The organism is Mycobacterium sp. OAS707 (genome assembly GCF_014873705.1).
Classification (GTDB): domain Bacteria; phylum Actinomycetota; class Actinomycetes; order Mycobacteriales; family Mycobacteriaceae; genus Mycobacterium.
This window is the reverse complement of record NZ_JADBDS010000002.1, coordinates 737,251-750,948: the sequence shown is the minus strand read 5'-3', so window position 1 is coordinate 750,948 and position 13,698 is coordinate 737,251. Positions and strand designations below refer to the sequence as shown.

At 65.5% G+C, this 13,698-nt stretch carries 11 protein-coding genes; 3 read left to right on the top strand and 8 right to left on the bottom strand.

The window, feature by feature from the left end; genetic code table 11:
- Positions 1-35: 35 nt before the first annotated feature.
- Positions 36-1,523: an amino acid permease gene (locus tag GGC64_RS14470; RefSeq protein ID WP_192723190.1), complete on the top strand. Its 1,488-nt coding sequence runs from the start codon at positions 36-38 to the stop codon at positions 1,521-1,523.
- Here GGC64_RS14470 and GGC64_RS14465 read toward each other — a convergent pair.
- Positions 1,416-2,477 (bottom strand): VIT1/CCC1 family protein, encoded by a 1,062-nt coding sequence (locus GGC64_RS14465; RefSeq protein WP_192723189.1) that lies wholly within the window; start codon positions 2,475-2,477, stop codon positions 1,416-1,418. The two genes, GGC64_RS14470 and GGC64_RS14465, sit on opposite strands and share 108 nt — an antisense overlap.
- A gap of 73 nt (positions 2,478-2,550) precedes the next feature.
- On the opposite strand from GGC64_RS14465, the gene GGC64_RS14460 reads away from it, so the two are divergent.
- A complete protein-coding gene (locus GGC64_RS14460; protein ID WP_192723188.1) occupies positions 2,551-3,336 on the top strand; it encodes an alpha/beta hydrolase in 786 nt (261 codons plus the stop codon).
- Between the two features lie 4 nt (positions 3,337-3,340).
- Here GGC64_RS14460 and GGC64_RS14455 read toward each other — a convergent pair whose 3' ends face one another.
- The 7 genes from GGC64_RS14455 to aceE all read right to left on the bottom strand — a co-directional run bounded on the left by GGC64_RS14455 (position 3,341) and on the right by aceE (position 12,911).
- Positions 3,341-4,762 (bottom strand): acyl-CoA carboxylase subunit beta, encoded by a 1,422-nt coding sequence (locus GGC64_RS14455; RefSeq protein ID WP_192723187.1) that lies wholly within the window; start codon positions 4,760-4,762, stop codon positions 3,341-3,343.
- Between the two features lie 65 nt (positions 4,763-4,827).
- Positions 4,828-6,090, bottom strand: coding sequence for a 3-oxoacyl-ACP synthase KasB (kasB, locus tag GGC64_RS14450; protein WP_192723186.1), 1,263 nt, complete (start codon positions 6,088-6,090; stop codon positions 4,828-4,830).
- A gap of 24 nt (positions 6,091-6,114) precedes the next feature.
- Positions 6,115-7,365: a 3-oxoacyl-ACP synthase KasA gene (gene kasA, locus GGC64_RS14445; RefSeq protein WP_192723185.1), complete on the bottom strand. Its 1,251-nt coding sequence runs from the start codon at positions 7,363-7,365 to the stop codon at positions 6,115-6,117.
- On the bottom strand, positions 7,362-7,661 hold the full coding sequence (gene acpM, locus GGC64_RS14440) for a meromycolate extension acyl carrier protein AcpM (RefSeq protein ID WP_015307814.1): 300 nt from the start codon (positions 7,659-7,661) through the stop codon (positions 7,362-7,364). The genes kasA and acpM overlap by 4 nt, the downstream gene beginning before the upstream one ends.
- Positions 7,662-7,723: 62 nt before the next feature.
- Complete coding sequence (locus GGC64_RS14435; RefSeq protein WP_192723184.1) at positions 7,724-8,656, bottom strand: ACP S-malonyltransferase; 933 nt, start codon at positions 8,654-8,656, stop codon at positions 7,724-7,726.
- 139 nt (positions 8,657-8,795) lie between these two features.
- Positions 8,796-10,082: a CdaR family transcriptional regulator gene (locus tag GGC64_RS14430; RefSeq protein ID WP_192723183.1), complete on the bottom strand. Its 1,287-nt coding sequence runs from the start codon at positions 10,080-10,082 to the stop codon at positions 8,796-8,798.
- Between the two features lie 39 nt (positions 10,083-10,121).
- Positions 10,122-12,911 (bottom strand): pyruvate dehydrogenase (acetyl-transferring), homodimeric type, encoded by a 2,790-nt coding sequence (gene aceE, locus GGC64_RS14425; protein ID WP_192723182.1) that lies wholly within the window; start codon positions 12,909-12,911, stop codon positions 10,122-10,124.
- 232 nt (positions 12,912-13,143) lie between these two features.
- Between aceE and GGC64_RS14420 the strand changes: the two genes are divergently transcribed.
- The gene (locus tag GGC64_RS14420) at positions 13,144-13,647 is read left to right on the top strand and encodes a hypothetical protein (protein ID WP_225951942.1); all 504 of its coding nucleotides are present in this window, start codon (positions 13,144-13,146) and stop codon (positions 13,645-13,647) included.
- Positions 13,648-13,698: the final 51 nt, after the last annotated feature.

The window sequence follows — 13,698 nt, the reverse complement described above, 5'->3', positions numbered from 1 at the left end:
GTGACTGAATGGGCACTCAGCTGTCCATGGAACGAATGACGGAGGCCACAGCTGCTACCCCAACACTGAAGAAAGCCCTCAGCCAGCGCCAACTGAGGATGATCGCCATCGGCGGCGTCATCGGAGCGGGGCTGTTCGTCGGCTCCGGAGTGGTGATGGGCGACACCGGCCCAGGCGCCTTTTTGACCTATGCGTTGTCCGGAGTGCTGATCATCATGGTCATGCGCATGTTGGCCGAGATGGCGGTGGCCCACCCCTCGACCGGATCGTTCGCCGACTATTCGCGCGATGCACTCGGGCACTGGGCGGGTTTCTCGGTCGGTTGGTTGTACTGGTACTTCTGGGTGATCGTCGTCGGCTTCGAGGCGATAGCCGGCGCGAAGATCGTGCAGTACTGGATCCACGTCCCGCTGTGGCTGTGTGCGCTGGTCTTCATGGTGCTGATGACGGCGACCAACCTGTTCTCGGTGAAGTCTTACGGTGAGTTCGAGTTCTGGTTCGCCGGCATCAAGGTGGCCGCAATCCTGGCTTTCATCGCGATCGGCGCCTGCTTCGTTTTCGGGCTGTGGCCCGACAGGTCGATGGACTTCTCGAACCTGACCAGCCACGGCGGGTTCATGCCGATGGGTGCCGGAGTGATCACGGTCGGCATCGTGACGGTGATCTTCTCGATGGTCGGCCCGGAGATCGCGACCATTGCCGCAGCGGAGTCCTCTGATCCCGAGACGGCCGTCGCCAAGGCGGCCAACTCGGTGATCCTGCGAATCCTGGTCTTCTACGTTCTCTCGGTGTTCCTTGTCGTGACGATCGTGCCGTGGAACGACAAAGGGCTGGCCGGTTCGCCGTTCGTCGCGGCGTTCACGAAGATGGGCATCCCGTATGCCGACCACATCATGAACGCTGTGGTGCTGACCGCCGTGCTGAGTTGCCTGAATTCCGGGATGTATACCGCCTCTCGGATGTTGTTCGTGCTCGCGGCGCGCCATGAAGCGCCGCAACGGTTGGTCCGGTTGACCAGGCGGGGCGTGCCGGCGAACGCGATCCTGTTCTCGTCGATCGTCGGATTCCTGTGCGTGATCGCGGCCGCGTTCGCCGAGGACACGATCTTCGCGTTCCTGCTCAACTCCAGCGGCGCGATCATCTTGTTCGTCTACATCCTGATCGCGATCTCGCAGATCGTGTTGCGCTATCGCGACCGCGACGCCGAGCTGCGACTGAAGATGTGGTTGTTCCCGGCGCTGTCGATCCTGACGACGATCGCGATGCTGGCGATCCTGGTGCAGATGTATCTGGACGACAAACTGCGGTCGCAGCTGCTGCTCAGCCTGTTGTCGTGGGCGGTGGTCGTGGGTCTGTACCTGGTGAACCGGCGGTTCATCGACCGACGCGATGCAGCCGAACCCGTCGACGTCGGGCTAGCTCGCGCCGGTCTCGAACAGCAACCCGAGCAGGTAGGTGACGGTAGCGGCGCCGTAGCCGATCATCAGCTGTCGCAGGGCGCGACGCACGGGCGGTCCACCTGAGAGCAGTCCGACGACGATTCCCGTTGCAAGCAAAGCGATTCCGACCAGGGCGGCGGCGACCACGACCGCGACGGTGCCCTGCAACCCGAACAGGTAGGGCAGCACCGGAATCAGCGCACCCGAGGCGAAGAAACTGAAGCTCGACACCGCGGCGCGAACACCCGTGCCGACAGCCTCATGCCCGTCGGGTTCAGGCCGGCCGAGTCGGCTCGGGCTGCCGCTTGTCGCAAGGTTGCTCAGCACCTTCGCCGCGTGACCTGTCGCCTCGTCGGCGCTCATGCCGCGGGCCCGGTACACCAATGCGAGCTCGTTGGCGTTGACGTCCAGTTGCGGCAACGCGTCGCCGGCCTCTGGGCTCGGCGTGGATGCCTCCAGTAGTTCGCGCTGTGAATTGACCGACACGTACTCGCCTGCACCCATCGACAGTGCGCCCGCGAGTAGACCGGCAAGGCCGGTTGCCAGCACCGTGTGGTTGGTTACGCCGGTGGCGCTGATGCCGAGCACGAGCGCAAGGTTGCTGACCAGTCCGTCGTTCGCACCGAAAACCGCCGCGCGGAAACTGCCCGACAACTGGTTGCGCCCACGGGTGGCCAGAGCGCGGACGACCTCTAGGTGGATGCGCTCATCGGCGGCCATCGTGGGCGTGGCGTCGACGTCGGTGTCGTAGGCAGAGCGGGCTTCTGCTCGTTGCGCGAGCGCCAACACGAATACCGAACCGAAGTGTTTGGCGAGGAAGCTGAGCATCCGGGTACGCATGTCGGCGCGCCGCGGCTTGCCGACCTGGTCGCCGAGCAGGTTCAGCCAATGCTGCTCATGGCGCCGCTCGGCGTCGGCCAACGTCAGCAAGATGGCGCGTTCCTCGCCCGTCCGGCGCTGGGCCAGATGCCGGTACACCCCTGCTTCGGCGCGTTCATTGGCCAGATGCTGACGCCAGCGACGCAGATCGCTATCCATGTCGCGATCATTCCCCGAAATCGAGTATCCAAATACTTGTTCGGCTCCCAGACACGCTTGCGAATCTGATCACATGCTGGAAGTAATCGACAAGGGCGCGGTCAGCGAGGCGCACCCGGTGCCGCTGCTCTTCATTCATGGCGCATGGCACGGCGCATGGTGTTGGGACGAACACTTCCTCGGGTTCTTCGCCGACAAGGGCTATCGCGCGATGGCCCTGAGCGTTCGCGGCCACGGCAGCAGCCCGGCGGTCAAACGCATGCAGTTCTGCCGGGTGGCGGACTACGTGAGCGACGTCTGCACGGTTGCCGACGACCTGCCCGCCCGGCCCGTTGTGATCGGGCATTCCCTGGGTGGCTTTGTGGTCCAGAAGTATCTCGAGTCCCACGATGCCCCCGCCGGCGTGCTGCTGGCCTCCGCGCCGCCGAAGGGTGCACGCGGATTCTTCGCTCGCGAGATGAAACGGCACCCTTGGGTTTCAGTGAGAACCACTGTCACGACTCGGTCGTTACACGGTTTCAACACACCCGAGCGTGCGCGCCGATACTTCTTCTCCGCGGAAACGCCTGAGGCCGACGTCGTCCGCTACACCGCTCGGCTCACGGAGGAATTCACGGGCGGAATTACTTTCGACACGTTGCTCAATCTGCCCAAGCCGCAACGGATCACCACCCCGCTACTGGTTTTGGGCGGCGAATGCGACGGTTGCTTCACTCAGGAAGAAGTGCATGCCACGGCACGCGCGTACGGCACCGAAGCCGAAATCTTCCCGGGTATGGGACACAACCTGATGCTCGAACCGAACTGGGAAGCGGTGGCGCAACGCATCGATGGTTGGCTGGGTGCCCGCGGCCTCTGACCGACTACAGCGGGATGTTCTTGTGTCGACCGCGGCGCTGCGGCGCCTCGGCCAGCGCCTGAGTCAGCTTGCTGCGGGTATGCGCCGGGTCGATCTTCTCGTCGACGACACCGATCTCGATAGCGGAATCCACACCGCCTGCGATCCGTTCGTGCTCGGCCGCCAGTTCCTCATGCAGAGCCTCGCGCTCGTCGTCCGACGCGGCGGCGAGCTTCTTCTTGTGCAGGATGCCGACCGCAGCCTTGGCGCCCATCACGGCGACCTCGGCGTCGGGCCACGCGAACACCTTGGTGGCATTGAGCGACCGTGAGTTCATTGCGATGTAGGCCCCGCCGTAGATCTTGCGGGTGACCAGCGTGACCCGGGGAACCGTGCACTCACCGAACGCGTGCAGCAGCTTGGCGCCGCGACGCACCACGCCGCCCCACTCCTGATCGACACCGGGCAGGTAACCCGGCACGTCGACGATGACCACCAGTGGAATCCCGAACGCATCGCACAGCCGCACGAAACGCGCTGCCTTCTCGGCGCTTTCGGAGTTCAGGCAGCCCCCGAGCCGCAGCGGGTTGTTGGCGATGACGCCGACGGAGCGGCCGGACAGCCGGCCGAGGCCGACGACGATCGACGGTGCCCACTTGCCCTGGAACTCCTCGAACGGCGCGTCGTCATCGAGCAGCGCCTCGACGATCGGGTGCACGTCGTAGGCGCGCCGCGCCGAATCCGGCAGCAGCGCATGCAGGTCGGTGTCGCCCGACTCGGCCTTGCTGCGGTCGAAATGGCCCTGCTGGCAGAACAATCCGACCAGGCGACGGCCGCGCTCATAAGCGTCGAGCTCGTCGTCGGCGACGATGTGGCACACGCCCGACTTCTTGTGGTGGGTATCGGGACCGCCGAGCGACGCCATGTCGACGTCCTCGCCGGTAACACTGCGAACGATGTCGGGGCCGGTGACGAACACCCGGCCCTCCGGCGCCATCACCACGACGTCGGTCAGGGCGGGGCCGTAGGCGGCGCCGCCTGCCGCGAAACCGACCACCACCGAGATCTGCGGGATGTAACCGGAGGCACGGATCATGGCCTCGAAGACCAACCCGACCGCGTGCAGCGCCTTGACGCCCTCGGCCAGCCGCGCGCCGCCGGAGTGCCAGATTCCGACGATGGGACTCTGTTCCTCGATTGCGGTGTCGTAGGCGTTGACGATGTGCGCGCAGCCCTCCACACCCATCGCACCACCCATGACGGTGCCGTCGGTGCAGAACGCGATGGTGCGCACGCCATTCACGGTGCCGGCAGCGGCCAGCACGCCCGAGCGGTCACGCTCGTGCAGCAGCGCCACGCTGCCGTCGTCGAAGAACGTGCTCAGGCGCAGCAGCGGATCGCGTGGATCAAGCGATTCGCCGACAGCCTCCGGGGCCATGATGGTCATTGAAACCTCCTGTAGCGCATCGGATGTCGGCTGGATGCCCTCTAGAAACTTGAGGAAGTACTTCCTCAATATTTTCCAAAGGCGAGCGCGACGTTGTGCCCACCGAATCCAAACGAATTGTTCACTGCGTATTGGTAATTGCCGGGGCGAGGACTGCCATGCACGACGTCCAGGTCGATCTCCGGGTCGAGATTCTTCAGGTTCAGCGTCGGCGGGATGACCCCGTTCTTCAACGCCAGCACAGTCAGGATGGACTCGACGGCGCCCACCGCGCCGACCGAATGGCCGAGCGCGGACTTCGGTGCGTACACCGCAGGCTTGTGGCCGCCCATCGCGTTGTTGATCGCATGCGATTCGGCCACGTCGCCGACCGAGGTGCCGGTCGCGTGTGCGTTGACGTGGTCGATGTCAGTGGGCTTTAGGCCCGCGAGCTGGATAGCACGCGACATCGCGTGCCCGGCCTGCTCACCGTTGGGGTCGGGCGCCACCATGTGGTAGCCGTCCGACGTGACGCTGGCACCCATCAGGCGTGCCAGGATGTTCGCGCCGCGTGCTTTGGCGTGCTCTTCGGTCTCGATGACCATGAGCGCACCGCCCTCACCGAACACGAACCCGTTGCGGTCCTTGTCGAACGGTCGGCACGCGCCTGCCGGGTCATCGTTGGTGGTGGACAACACGATTCGCATCTGAGCGAAGCCGGCGATCGGCACCGCCTCGATCTTCGATTCCACGCCGCCGCAGATCGCGATGTCGGCTTCGCCGAGCACGATCTGTTGCCACGCGTGTGCGATGCCTTCGGAGCCCGATGCGCACGCCGAAACCGGCGTGATGACACCGGCTTTGGCTGCCCGCTCGAGGCCGACTGCGGCCGCGGGCGAGTTCGGCATGTACTTCTGCACGGCCAACGGGGACACGGCTCGCATGCCCTTCGCGCGCATATCGTCGTACGCGAAGACCAATTCCTCGGCCGAACCAAGGCCAGTGCCGATGGACACCATCAAGCGGCGGGTGTCCACCTCGGGCGCACCTGCGTGCTGCCAGGCCCGTCGTCCCAGAACGGTGGACATCTTCTGTAGGTACGACAACCGACGCAGCTCAACTCGGCTGAGCTCGCCGTCGAAATCCTCGAGAAGATGGCCACCTATCCGGACCGGAAGGTTGTACTGCTCGACAAACGGATCCTCGAGTTTGCGAATACCGCTTTGGCCGTCCAGCAGCTTCTGCCACGTGCTTTCGGCGTCGGTCGCCAATGCGGTCGTCATGGCCATGCCAGTGACAACCACATTGGGGAAACCGTTCCCCGTGGAAAGCTGAGTTCGTCCTCCCATTACTGTGCCGAACGTTCCTCTCGCCTAGTACCGACCGAACGCCAGGGCGACATTGTGGCCACCGAAGCCGAACGAGTTGTTGATGGCGTACTGGTATTCGCCATAACGAGGCTCACCCGCAACGACATCGAGATCGATCTCGGGGTCGGGCGTCTCATAGTTCAGTGTCGGCGGAATGACGCCGTCGCGCAGCGCGAGCACCGTCAGCACCGACTCGAGCGCACCGACCGCACCGATGGAGTGGCCAAGCGCACCCTTCGGGGCGTACACCGCGGCGTGCTCCACACCGGCGACCCGCAGAGCGTTCGCCTCGGCCGTGTCACCGATCGGGGTAGCGGTCGCGTGGGCGTTGACGTGGCTGATGTCCTTCGGCTCCAGCCCCGCCGTTTCCATCGCACGCTTCATTGCGTGACCCGCCCGCACGCCGTCGGCGGCCGGAGCCACCATGTGGAACGCGTCGGACGTGATGCCCGCACCCAGCAGCCTGGCCAGCGGCTTGGCGCCGCGCGCCTTGGCGTGCTCCTCGGTCTCGATGACCAGCATTGCGCCCGCCTCGCCGAACACGAAGCCGTCGCGGTTCTTGTCGAACGGCCGCGACGCGCCTTCGGGGTCGTCGTTTCGCGTCGACATGGCGCGCATCATCGAGAACGTCGCGATCGGCAACGCCTCGATGCCGCCTTCCACGCCGCCGCAGACGGCGAAGTCGGCGTCACCCATGACGATCTGGCGCCACGCGTGGGCGATGGCTTCCGAACCCGACGAGCAGGCCGACACCGGGGTGATGACGCCGGCGCGGGCCCCCAGCTGAAGGCCCACCACCGCTGCCGCCCCGTTGGGCATGATCATCTGAACAGCCAGCGGGGACACCTTGCGGGGCCCGCCCTCGTTCATCGCGTCGTAGGTTTCGACGATCTTCTCGCCGCCGCCAAGACCCGTGCCGATGACCACTGCGAAGCGGTCGGGGTCGACCTCGGGGGCACCCGCGGTCTCCCACAGTTGGCCGCTCAGCAGCTTGGCCATGCGCTGGACATACGACATCCGTCGCATGTCCAGCCGGCCCATGTGGTCGTCGACCGGATCCTTGAGGTGACCGCCGATGCGGACCGGCAGATCCCACTTGGTGACGAAATCGTCCTCGAGTACGTGGATGCCGCTCTCGCCGGCCAACAAGCCCTTCCACGTGCTCTCGATGTCCCCAGAGATCGAAGTCGTTGCCGTGACGGCGGTCACTACAACACTGGGGAAGCCGCCGTTAGCAGTGGAAGGCTTGGTCACTTGGTCTCCGCGATCTGCGCCCGAATTGCCGCAGCGGCCTCGGGGTTCTCTTCCTCGAGCTTCTGGATGTAGGCGACGACGTCACCGACAGTGCGCAGGCCGGCGAGGTCCTCGTCGGGGATCTTCACGCCGTACTTGTCCTCGGTCTGCACCGCGATCTCCACCATCGACAGCGAGTCGATGTCCAGATCGTCGACGAACGACTTCTCCGGGGTGACCTCAGACGGCTCGATACCGGTGACCTCTTCGATGATCTCGGCGATGCCGGCGATGATTTCTTCCTGGGTGGTGGCCACGATGGCTCCTTCTAATTGGGTTGTTACTGCTGGAATTAACGATCTCTATTTCGTTGTACTGGTCAGAGCTCTGCTAGCCCGTCCAGATCAGCGGGGGACTTGACGGCGTGCGTCGGTACCCCCCGAAGTTCACGTTTGGCGATGCCTGCCAACGTCCCCGCCGGCGGGAACTCGACGATCGCCGACACTCGGACCTCCGCGTCGCCGCGCAGGTACTCGGTGCACAGGTCCCACCGCACGGGGCGGGTCAGCTGTGCCACCAGCTTGGTCATCGCGTCCGCTGCCGAGGCGACGGGCTGCCCGTCCGCATTCGACAGAAGTGTCGTGTTGGGCTCCGAGGCTGTTACCGCTTCGGCCGCCTTTGCATATCCCTCGGTCGCCGAGGCCATGTAGTGCGTGTGGAAGGCACCTGCAGTGGCCAACTGGCGGACGCGGGCCTTCGCGGGCGGATCCTCGGCGAGCTTGTCCAGGGCGGACAGCGCGCCGGCGGCCACGATCTGACCGGCAGCGTTGCGGTTGGCCGGAACAAGATCCAGCGCCTCGAGACGAGCCAGCACCTCGGCCTCGTCGCCCCCGAGCACCGCGGACATGCCCGTCGGCTCCAGCGCGCAGGCCTTGGCCATCTCCGAACCCCGGGTGGCGGCCAGCTTGACCGCATCGTCGGCGGAGATCACGCCGGCGATCGCATAAGCGGCGATCTCACCGACCGAATGGCCGGCGACAACCGTGTCCCTGTCGTTGAGCAGCCCGCGCCGGGTCAGTTCCTCGTGCGCCAGCAGCGTCGCGGCCACCACGAGTGGCTGGGTCACCGCGGTGTCGGTGATCTCCTCGGCGGTCGCGGTAGTGCCAAGGCGAACCAGGTCAAGGCCGCTGATCTCGGACCAGGCGGCAAGACGCTCAGCGGCGCCGGGCAGCTCGAGCCAGGCGGCCAGCATGCCGGGAGTCTGGGAGCCCTGGCCGGGCGCAAGCAAGGCAAGCGCAGTTTGTTGAGGCACGTCTCTAAGAGAACACTGTGAAGACGACTTTGCACGGTGTAAGAGATTATGAACCTCGTCTTATGTTTTTGTGGGACTCCCACAAAAAGGCATGTGATGGGACTCCATCGATACCGCTCTGCAACATCCCGCGATCAATTCAGGCAGGGCGATGTGATCCCTGCCACGCTGCGCCTGTCGTCTGAACCGATCTTGACGAGGTATTTGGCGTGCTGGAGTGGTATGGCTGCCGGCCCAGTCGACCTACGGTCGCGGCGACCCGCAGCACGTACGCGTCGCGCGGAAGCGTGGGATCGCGGCCGGTGAAGTCGGCGATGCGTTTGAGCCGGTAGCGCACGGTATTTGGATGAACGAACAATTTGCGGGCGCAGGCCTCGATCGCACCGCCCGAGTCCAAATAAGCGTCAAGCGTCTCGGTGAGCGCCGGACCTGCGTCGGCCAGCGGGCGCATCACCTCGGCTTCCAGCGCTGCGACGGCCGTCGCATCGCCCAACAACGCGCGCTCGGGCAGCAACTCGCGTGCCAATACCGGCCGCGGCGCTCCGCTCCAGCCGGCCACCGCGTTCATCCCCGCGATCGCCTCCGTGGCGCTGATGTAAGCGGCGCCCAGCGTGGGCGCTGTCGGCCCGATCACCACCGGACCGTCGGCAAAGACGCCCAGCAGCTCGGAGAGAAACTTGTCCGTCGGTGCCAGCGCGCCCGACACGATGGCGACCAGCCAGGTGCCGTGCACGTCGGACAGGGCGGCTCGCCCGTTGCGGTTGACGACGTCGTGGACATCATCGCTGGTGAGGTCCACGCGGTCGGGTTGGGGCAGCCCGACGATGACGGTCGCGGGCGCGGTTGCGTCCCAGTTCAGCGCGGCGGCCTGCGACTGCAGTTCCGGGCCGGTGTCCCCGCGGACCACCGCGTCGACGACGTTGGCCTCCATCCGGGTGTCCCACGCGCCGCGCGCCTCGGCCTGGTCGGCGTAGGCCATGGCGGCGGCGAACGCCAAATCCCTGCTATAGCGCAGGATTCCGGCCGTCAGCGCGGTCAACTGCTCCTCGGAGCGCGCAAGCAGCGGCACCACTTCCTCGCAGTACTCCATGGTGACGCGGACCATTTCGACCGACTGCCGCAGCGCAACGCGTCGCCGTAGATCCTGCGGCACCACCTCGAACGCCTGCGCCGTGTAGCTGACGTTGCTTTGCGGGTTGCGCATCCACTCGACGAAGTTGACCACCGCCGCCTGCACCACCAGTTGCACGCTCGCGCGCTGCGAGGCCTCCAGGTCGGCGAAGTACGGCAGTCGTTCCTCCATGGCGCGCACGGCCTCGGTCGCCAACCGGCCGGAGTACTGCTTGAGCCGGCGCAGCACGGTGTCGGGCACCGTCTCCAGCACCTCGATCGTGGACTTCGGCGGGATGAACCGATTGTCGGCCATCCCCAAAGGCTACGCGACTCTTCTGGAGGAAACCTCCAACTAGGCGCTGCCGGTGTCCTTGTACGAGACGCCCGCAGCCATCACATCGTCGATCTTGTATTTGCGCGCGGCCTCGACCGCGACCGACTCGTCGATGTTCCCGTCGCGCGCGAGGCCCTCGAGCACGCCGACGACGACCGACTCGGCATCGGTGTTGAAGTACCGCCGCGCCGCCGGGCGAGTGTCGGAGAACCCGAAGCCGTCTGCGCCAAGCGTGATGTAGGTGCCCGGCACCCACGGCCTGATCTGCTCGGGCACCGCCCGCATCCAGTCGGACACCGCGACCACCGGCCCCGCCGCCTCGGCCAGGGCCTGGGTGACGAACGGCGTGCCCGGCGGACGCTCGGGGTGGCGCAGCCGTTCCTTCTCTATGGCCACACCGTCGCGGTTGAGCTCGCCCCAGCTGGTCACCGACCAGACGTCGGCGGCGACGTCCCACTCGTCGGCGAGCAGTTCGGCCGCCCGAACCGCCTCGGGCATGGCGACACCCGACGTGAGGATCTGCGCGACGTGCGTGCGCTTCTCCGGCGCCTTGCGGTAGAGGTAGATGCCGCGCAGCAGCGCTTCCACGTCGATTCCCTCGGGCTCGGCGGGCTGCACGTAGGGCTCGTTGTAGATCGTCATATAGAAGTAGACGTTCTCCGGGTTCTCGCCGTACATGCGGTGCAGGCCGCTTTCCACGATGTAGGCGATCTCGTAGGCGAACGCCGGGTCGTAGGCCACCACTGCCGGATTGGTCGCGGCGAGCAGCAGCGAGTGGCCGTCGGCATGCTGCAGGCCTTCGCCGGTCAGCGTGGTGCGGCCCGCGGTGGCGCCGAGGACGAAGCCGCGGGCCATCTGGTCGGCGGCCGCCCAGAATCCGTCGCCGGTGCGCTGGAAGCCGAACATCGAATAGAAGATGTAGACCGGGATCATCGGCTCGTTGTGCGTGGCGTAAGAAGTGCCGACCGCGGTGAACGACGCCGTGGAGCCCGCCTCGTTGATCCCTTCGTGCAGGATCTGGCCGATTTCACTTTCCTTGTACGCCAACATCAATTCGGCATCCACGCTGGTGTAGAGCTGGCCGTTGCGGTTGTAGATCTTCAGGCTCGGGAACCATGAGTCCATGCCGAACGTGCGGGCTTCGTCGGGAATGATCGGCACGATTCGCTTGCCAATTTCCTTGTCCCGCAACAGTTCCTTGAATGTGCGAACCGTCGCCATCGTGGTGGCGACCTCCTGGTTGCCCGAACCCTTTTTCAGCGCCTTGTAGGTGTCGCGGCCGGGAAGCGTCAGCGCCTTGGACTTGGTGCGGCGCTCGGGTACGAAACCTCCCAGCGCACGGCGCCTTTCGAGCATGTACCGAATCTCGGGAGCTTCGGGCCCTGGGTGGTAGTAGGGCGGCAGATAGGGGTTCTTCTCGATTTCCTCGTCGCTGACCGGGATGCGGATCGCGTCGCGGAAGAACTTGAGGTCTTCTATCGCAAGCTTTTTCATCTGATGCGTCGCGTTGCGGCCCTGGAAGTGCGCGCCGAGTGAGTAGCCCTTGATGGTCTTGGCCAGGATCACCGTCGGCTGGCCCGTGTGCTCGATGGCCGCCCGGTAGGCCGCATACACCTTGCGGTAGTCGTGCCCGCCGCGCTTGAGATTCCAGATCTCGCTGTCCGACATCTTCTCGACCAACGCCTTGGTGCGCGGATCGCGGCCGAAGAAGTGGTCGCGGACATAAGCGCCGTCGTTGGCCTTGTAGGTCTGGTAGTCACCGTCGGGGGTGGTGTTCATCAGGTTGACCAGTGCGCCGTCGCGGTCGGCATGCAGCAGCGTGTCCCATTCGCGTCCCCACACCACCTTGATCACGTTCCAGCCAGCGCCCCGGAAGAAGGACTCCAGCTCCTGGATGATCTTGCCGTTGCCGCGGACCGGGCCGTCGAGGCGCTGCAGATTGCAGTTGATCACGAAGGTCAGGTTGTCCAGGCCCTCGTTGGCTGCGACCTGGATCAGCCCGCGGCTCTCCGGCTCGTCCATCTCACCGTCGCCGAGGAATGCCCACACGTGCTGGTCGGAGGTGTCCTTGATGCCGCGGTCATGCAGATAGTGGTTGAACCGTGCCTGGTAGATCGCGTTCATCGGGCCAAGGCCCATCGACACCGTCGGGAACTCCCAGAAGTCCGGCATCAGCCGCGGGTGCGGATACGACGGCAGTCCGCCGCCGGGGTGGCTGTGCTCCTGGCGGAAGCCGTCGAGTTGGTCAGCGGTTAGCCGGCCCTCGAGAAACGCGCGCGCGTAGACGCCGGGCGAGGCGTGGCCCTGGATGAACACCTGATCGCCGCCGCCCGGGTGGGCCTTACCGCGGAAGAAGTGGTTGAAACCGACCTCGTACAGCGCCGCCGACGACGCGTACGTCGAAATATGGCCTCCCACACCGACTCCCGGGCGTTGCGCCCGGTGCACCATGATCGCGGCGTTCCATCGGATCCATGCCCGGTAGCGGCGCTCGACGTCTTCATCGCCGGGAAACCACGGCTCGAGTTCGGTCGGGATGGTGTTCACATAGTCGGTGGACGTCAGGGCGGGGATGGCCACCCGCTGTTCGCCAGAGCGTTCCAGCAACCGCAACATCAGATAGCGCGCCCGCGCCGGGCCCGACCGTTCGAGCAATTCGTCGAACGACTCGAGCCATTCGGCGGTCTCTTCCGGATCGATGTCGGGCAGATATGATGCGACGCCTTCCCGAATCACCCGAACCCGATCGGGTTCGGCTGCGGTGCTGGAGTTTTGGGCCAGGTCTTGGCGCACGAACTCGGTGGTCAACTTCCGCTCCTTGTTAGGCGGTTACAGGTGCTACGCGATCGGCGCAGCTGCCTCCATCTTTGTCCCATCGTGCCCCACTTGCACCGCTGGGGGTGCCGAGTGGAATGAACCCACTTAAAGGGTCCAACGGGGTGCAAACCGGTAACGTCTGCAGACCGTGCTGATCGCTGGGCTGTCTCGCAAGCGGCTGCGGATCGTGGCGCTGGTGATCGGCGGTCTTGCTGCCTCGGCGATGATCATCGTCGGCTGCACCAGCGTCACGCAGGGCAGCGCGGAGATCGACCGTGCCGACGCTCCGGTCTACCGGGCCTCGGTATCGGCGTCGATCGAAGAGTCCGCGGCCAGCTCGAGCTCCCGCGAATCCGAACGCCAGGCATCGCTGACCACCCAGGCCGTCCACTCGTCGTGCGAAGCGCTGAGCTCGTCGAGCGTCGACGCGATCACGGCGGTGAACAACTACGTCGACGCGTTCAACAAGAACGCCGCCGATGCCGCGGCCAAGGCGCCGCCTGCGATCGATGCGCTCAACCACAGCGCCGATCTGGTGGGTCGCAGCGTTTCCGACCCGCTCAGCCCCAATTTGCGCGACGCCCTAGGCGCGTGGGTGGACGCGGCCAGGGGGCTCGCGGCGGCGATCGCGGGCAATTTCGGCCCCGAAGAATTCAACGCCGCGATCACCAAGTTGAACGACACCAAGACCGCCGCGCTGAACCTCTGCGACGCGGCATATCGATGAACCTGCCCGCCGGTGGTCGGTCTTCGGGCCGCGGCGTGCGACGATAGGCCT

Coding starts and splice junctions, on each gene's coding strand:
- GGC64_RS14470 (WP_192723190.1), top strand. CDS start 36: ATGACGGAGGCCACAGCTGCTACCCCAACACTGAAGAAAGCCCTCAGC.
- GGC64_RS14465 (WP_192723189.1), bottom strand. CDS start 2,477: ATGGATAGCGATCTGCGTCGCTGGCGTCAGCATCTGGCCAATGAACGC.
- GGC64_RS14460 (WP_192723188.1), top strand. CDS start 2,551: ATGCTGGAAGTAATCGACAAGGGCGCGGTCAGCGAGGCGCACCCGGTG.
- GGC64_RS14455 (WP_192723187.1), bottom strand. CDS start 4,762: ATGACCATCATGGCCCCGGAGGCTGTCGGCGAATCGCTTGATCCACGC.
- kasB (WP_192723186.1), bottom strand. CDS start 6,090: ATGGGAGGACGAACTCAGCTTTCCACGGGGAACGGTTTCCCCAATGTG.
- GGC64_RS14430 (WP_192723183.1), bottom strand. CDS start 10,082: ATGGCCGACAATCGGTTCATCCCGCCGAAGTCCACGATCGAGGTGCTG.
- GGC64_RS14420 (WP_225951942.1), top strand. CDS start 13,144: ATGATCATCGTCGGCTGCACCAGCGTCACGCAGGGCAGCGCGGAGATC.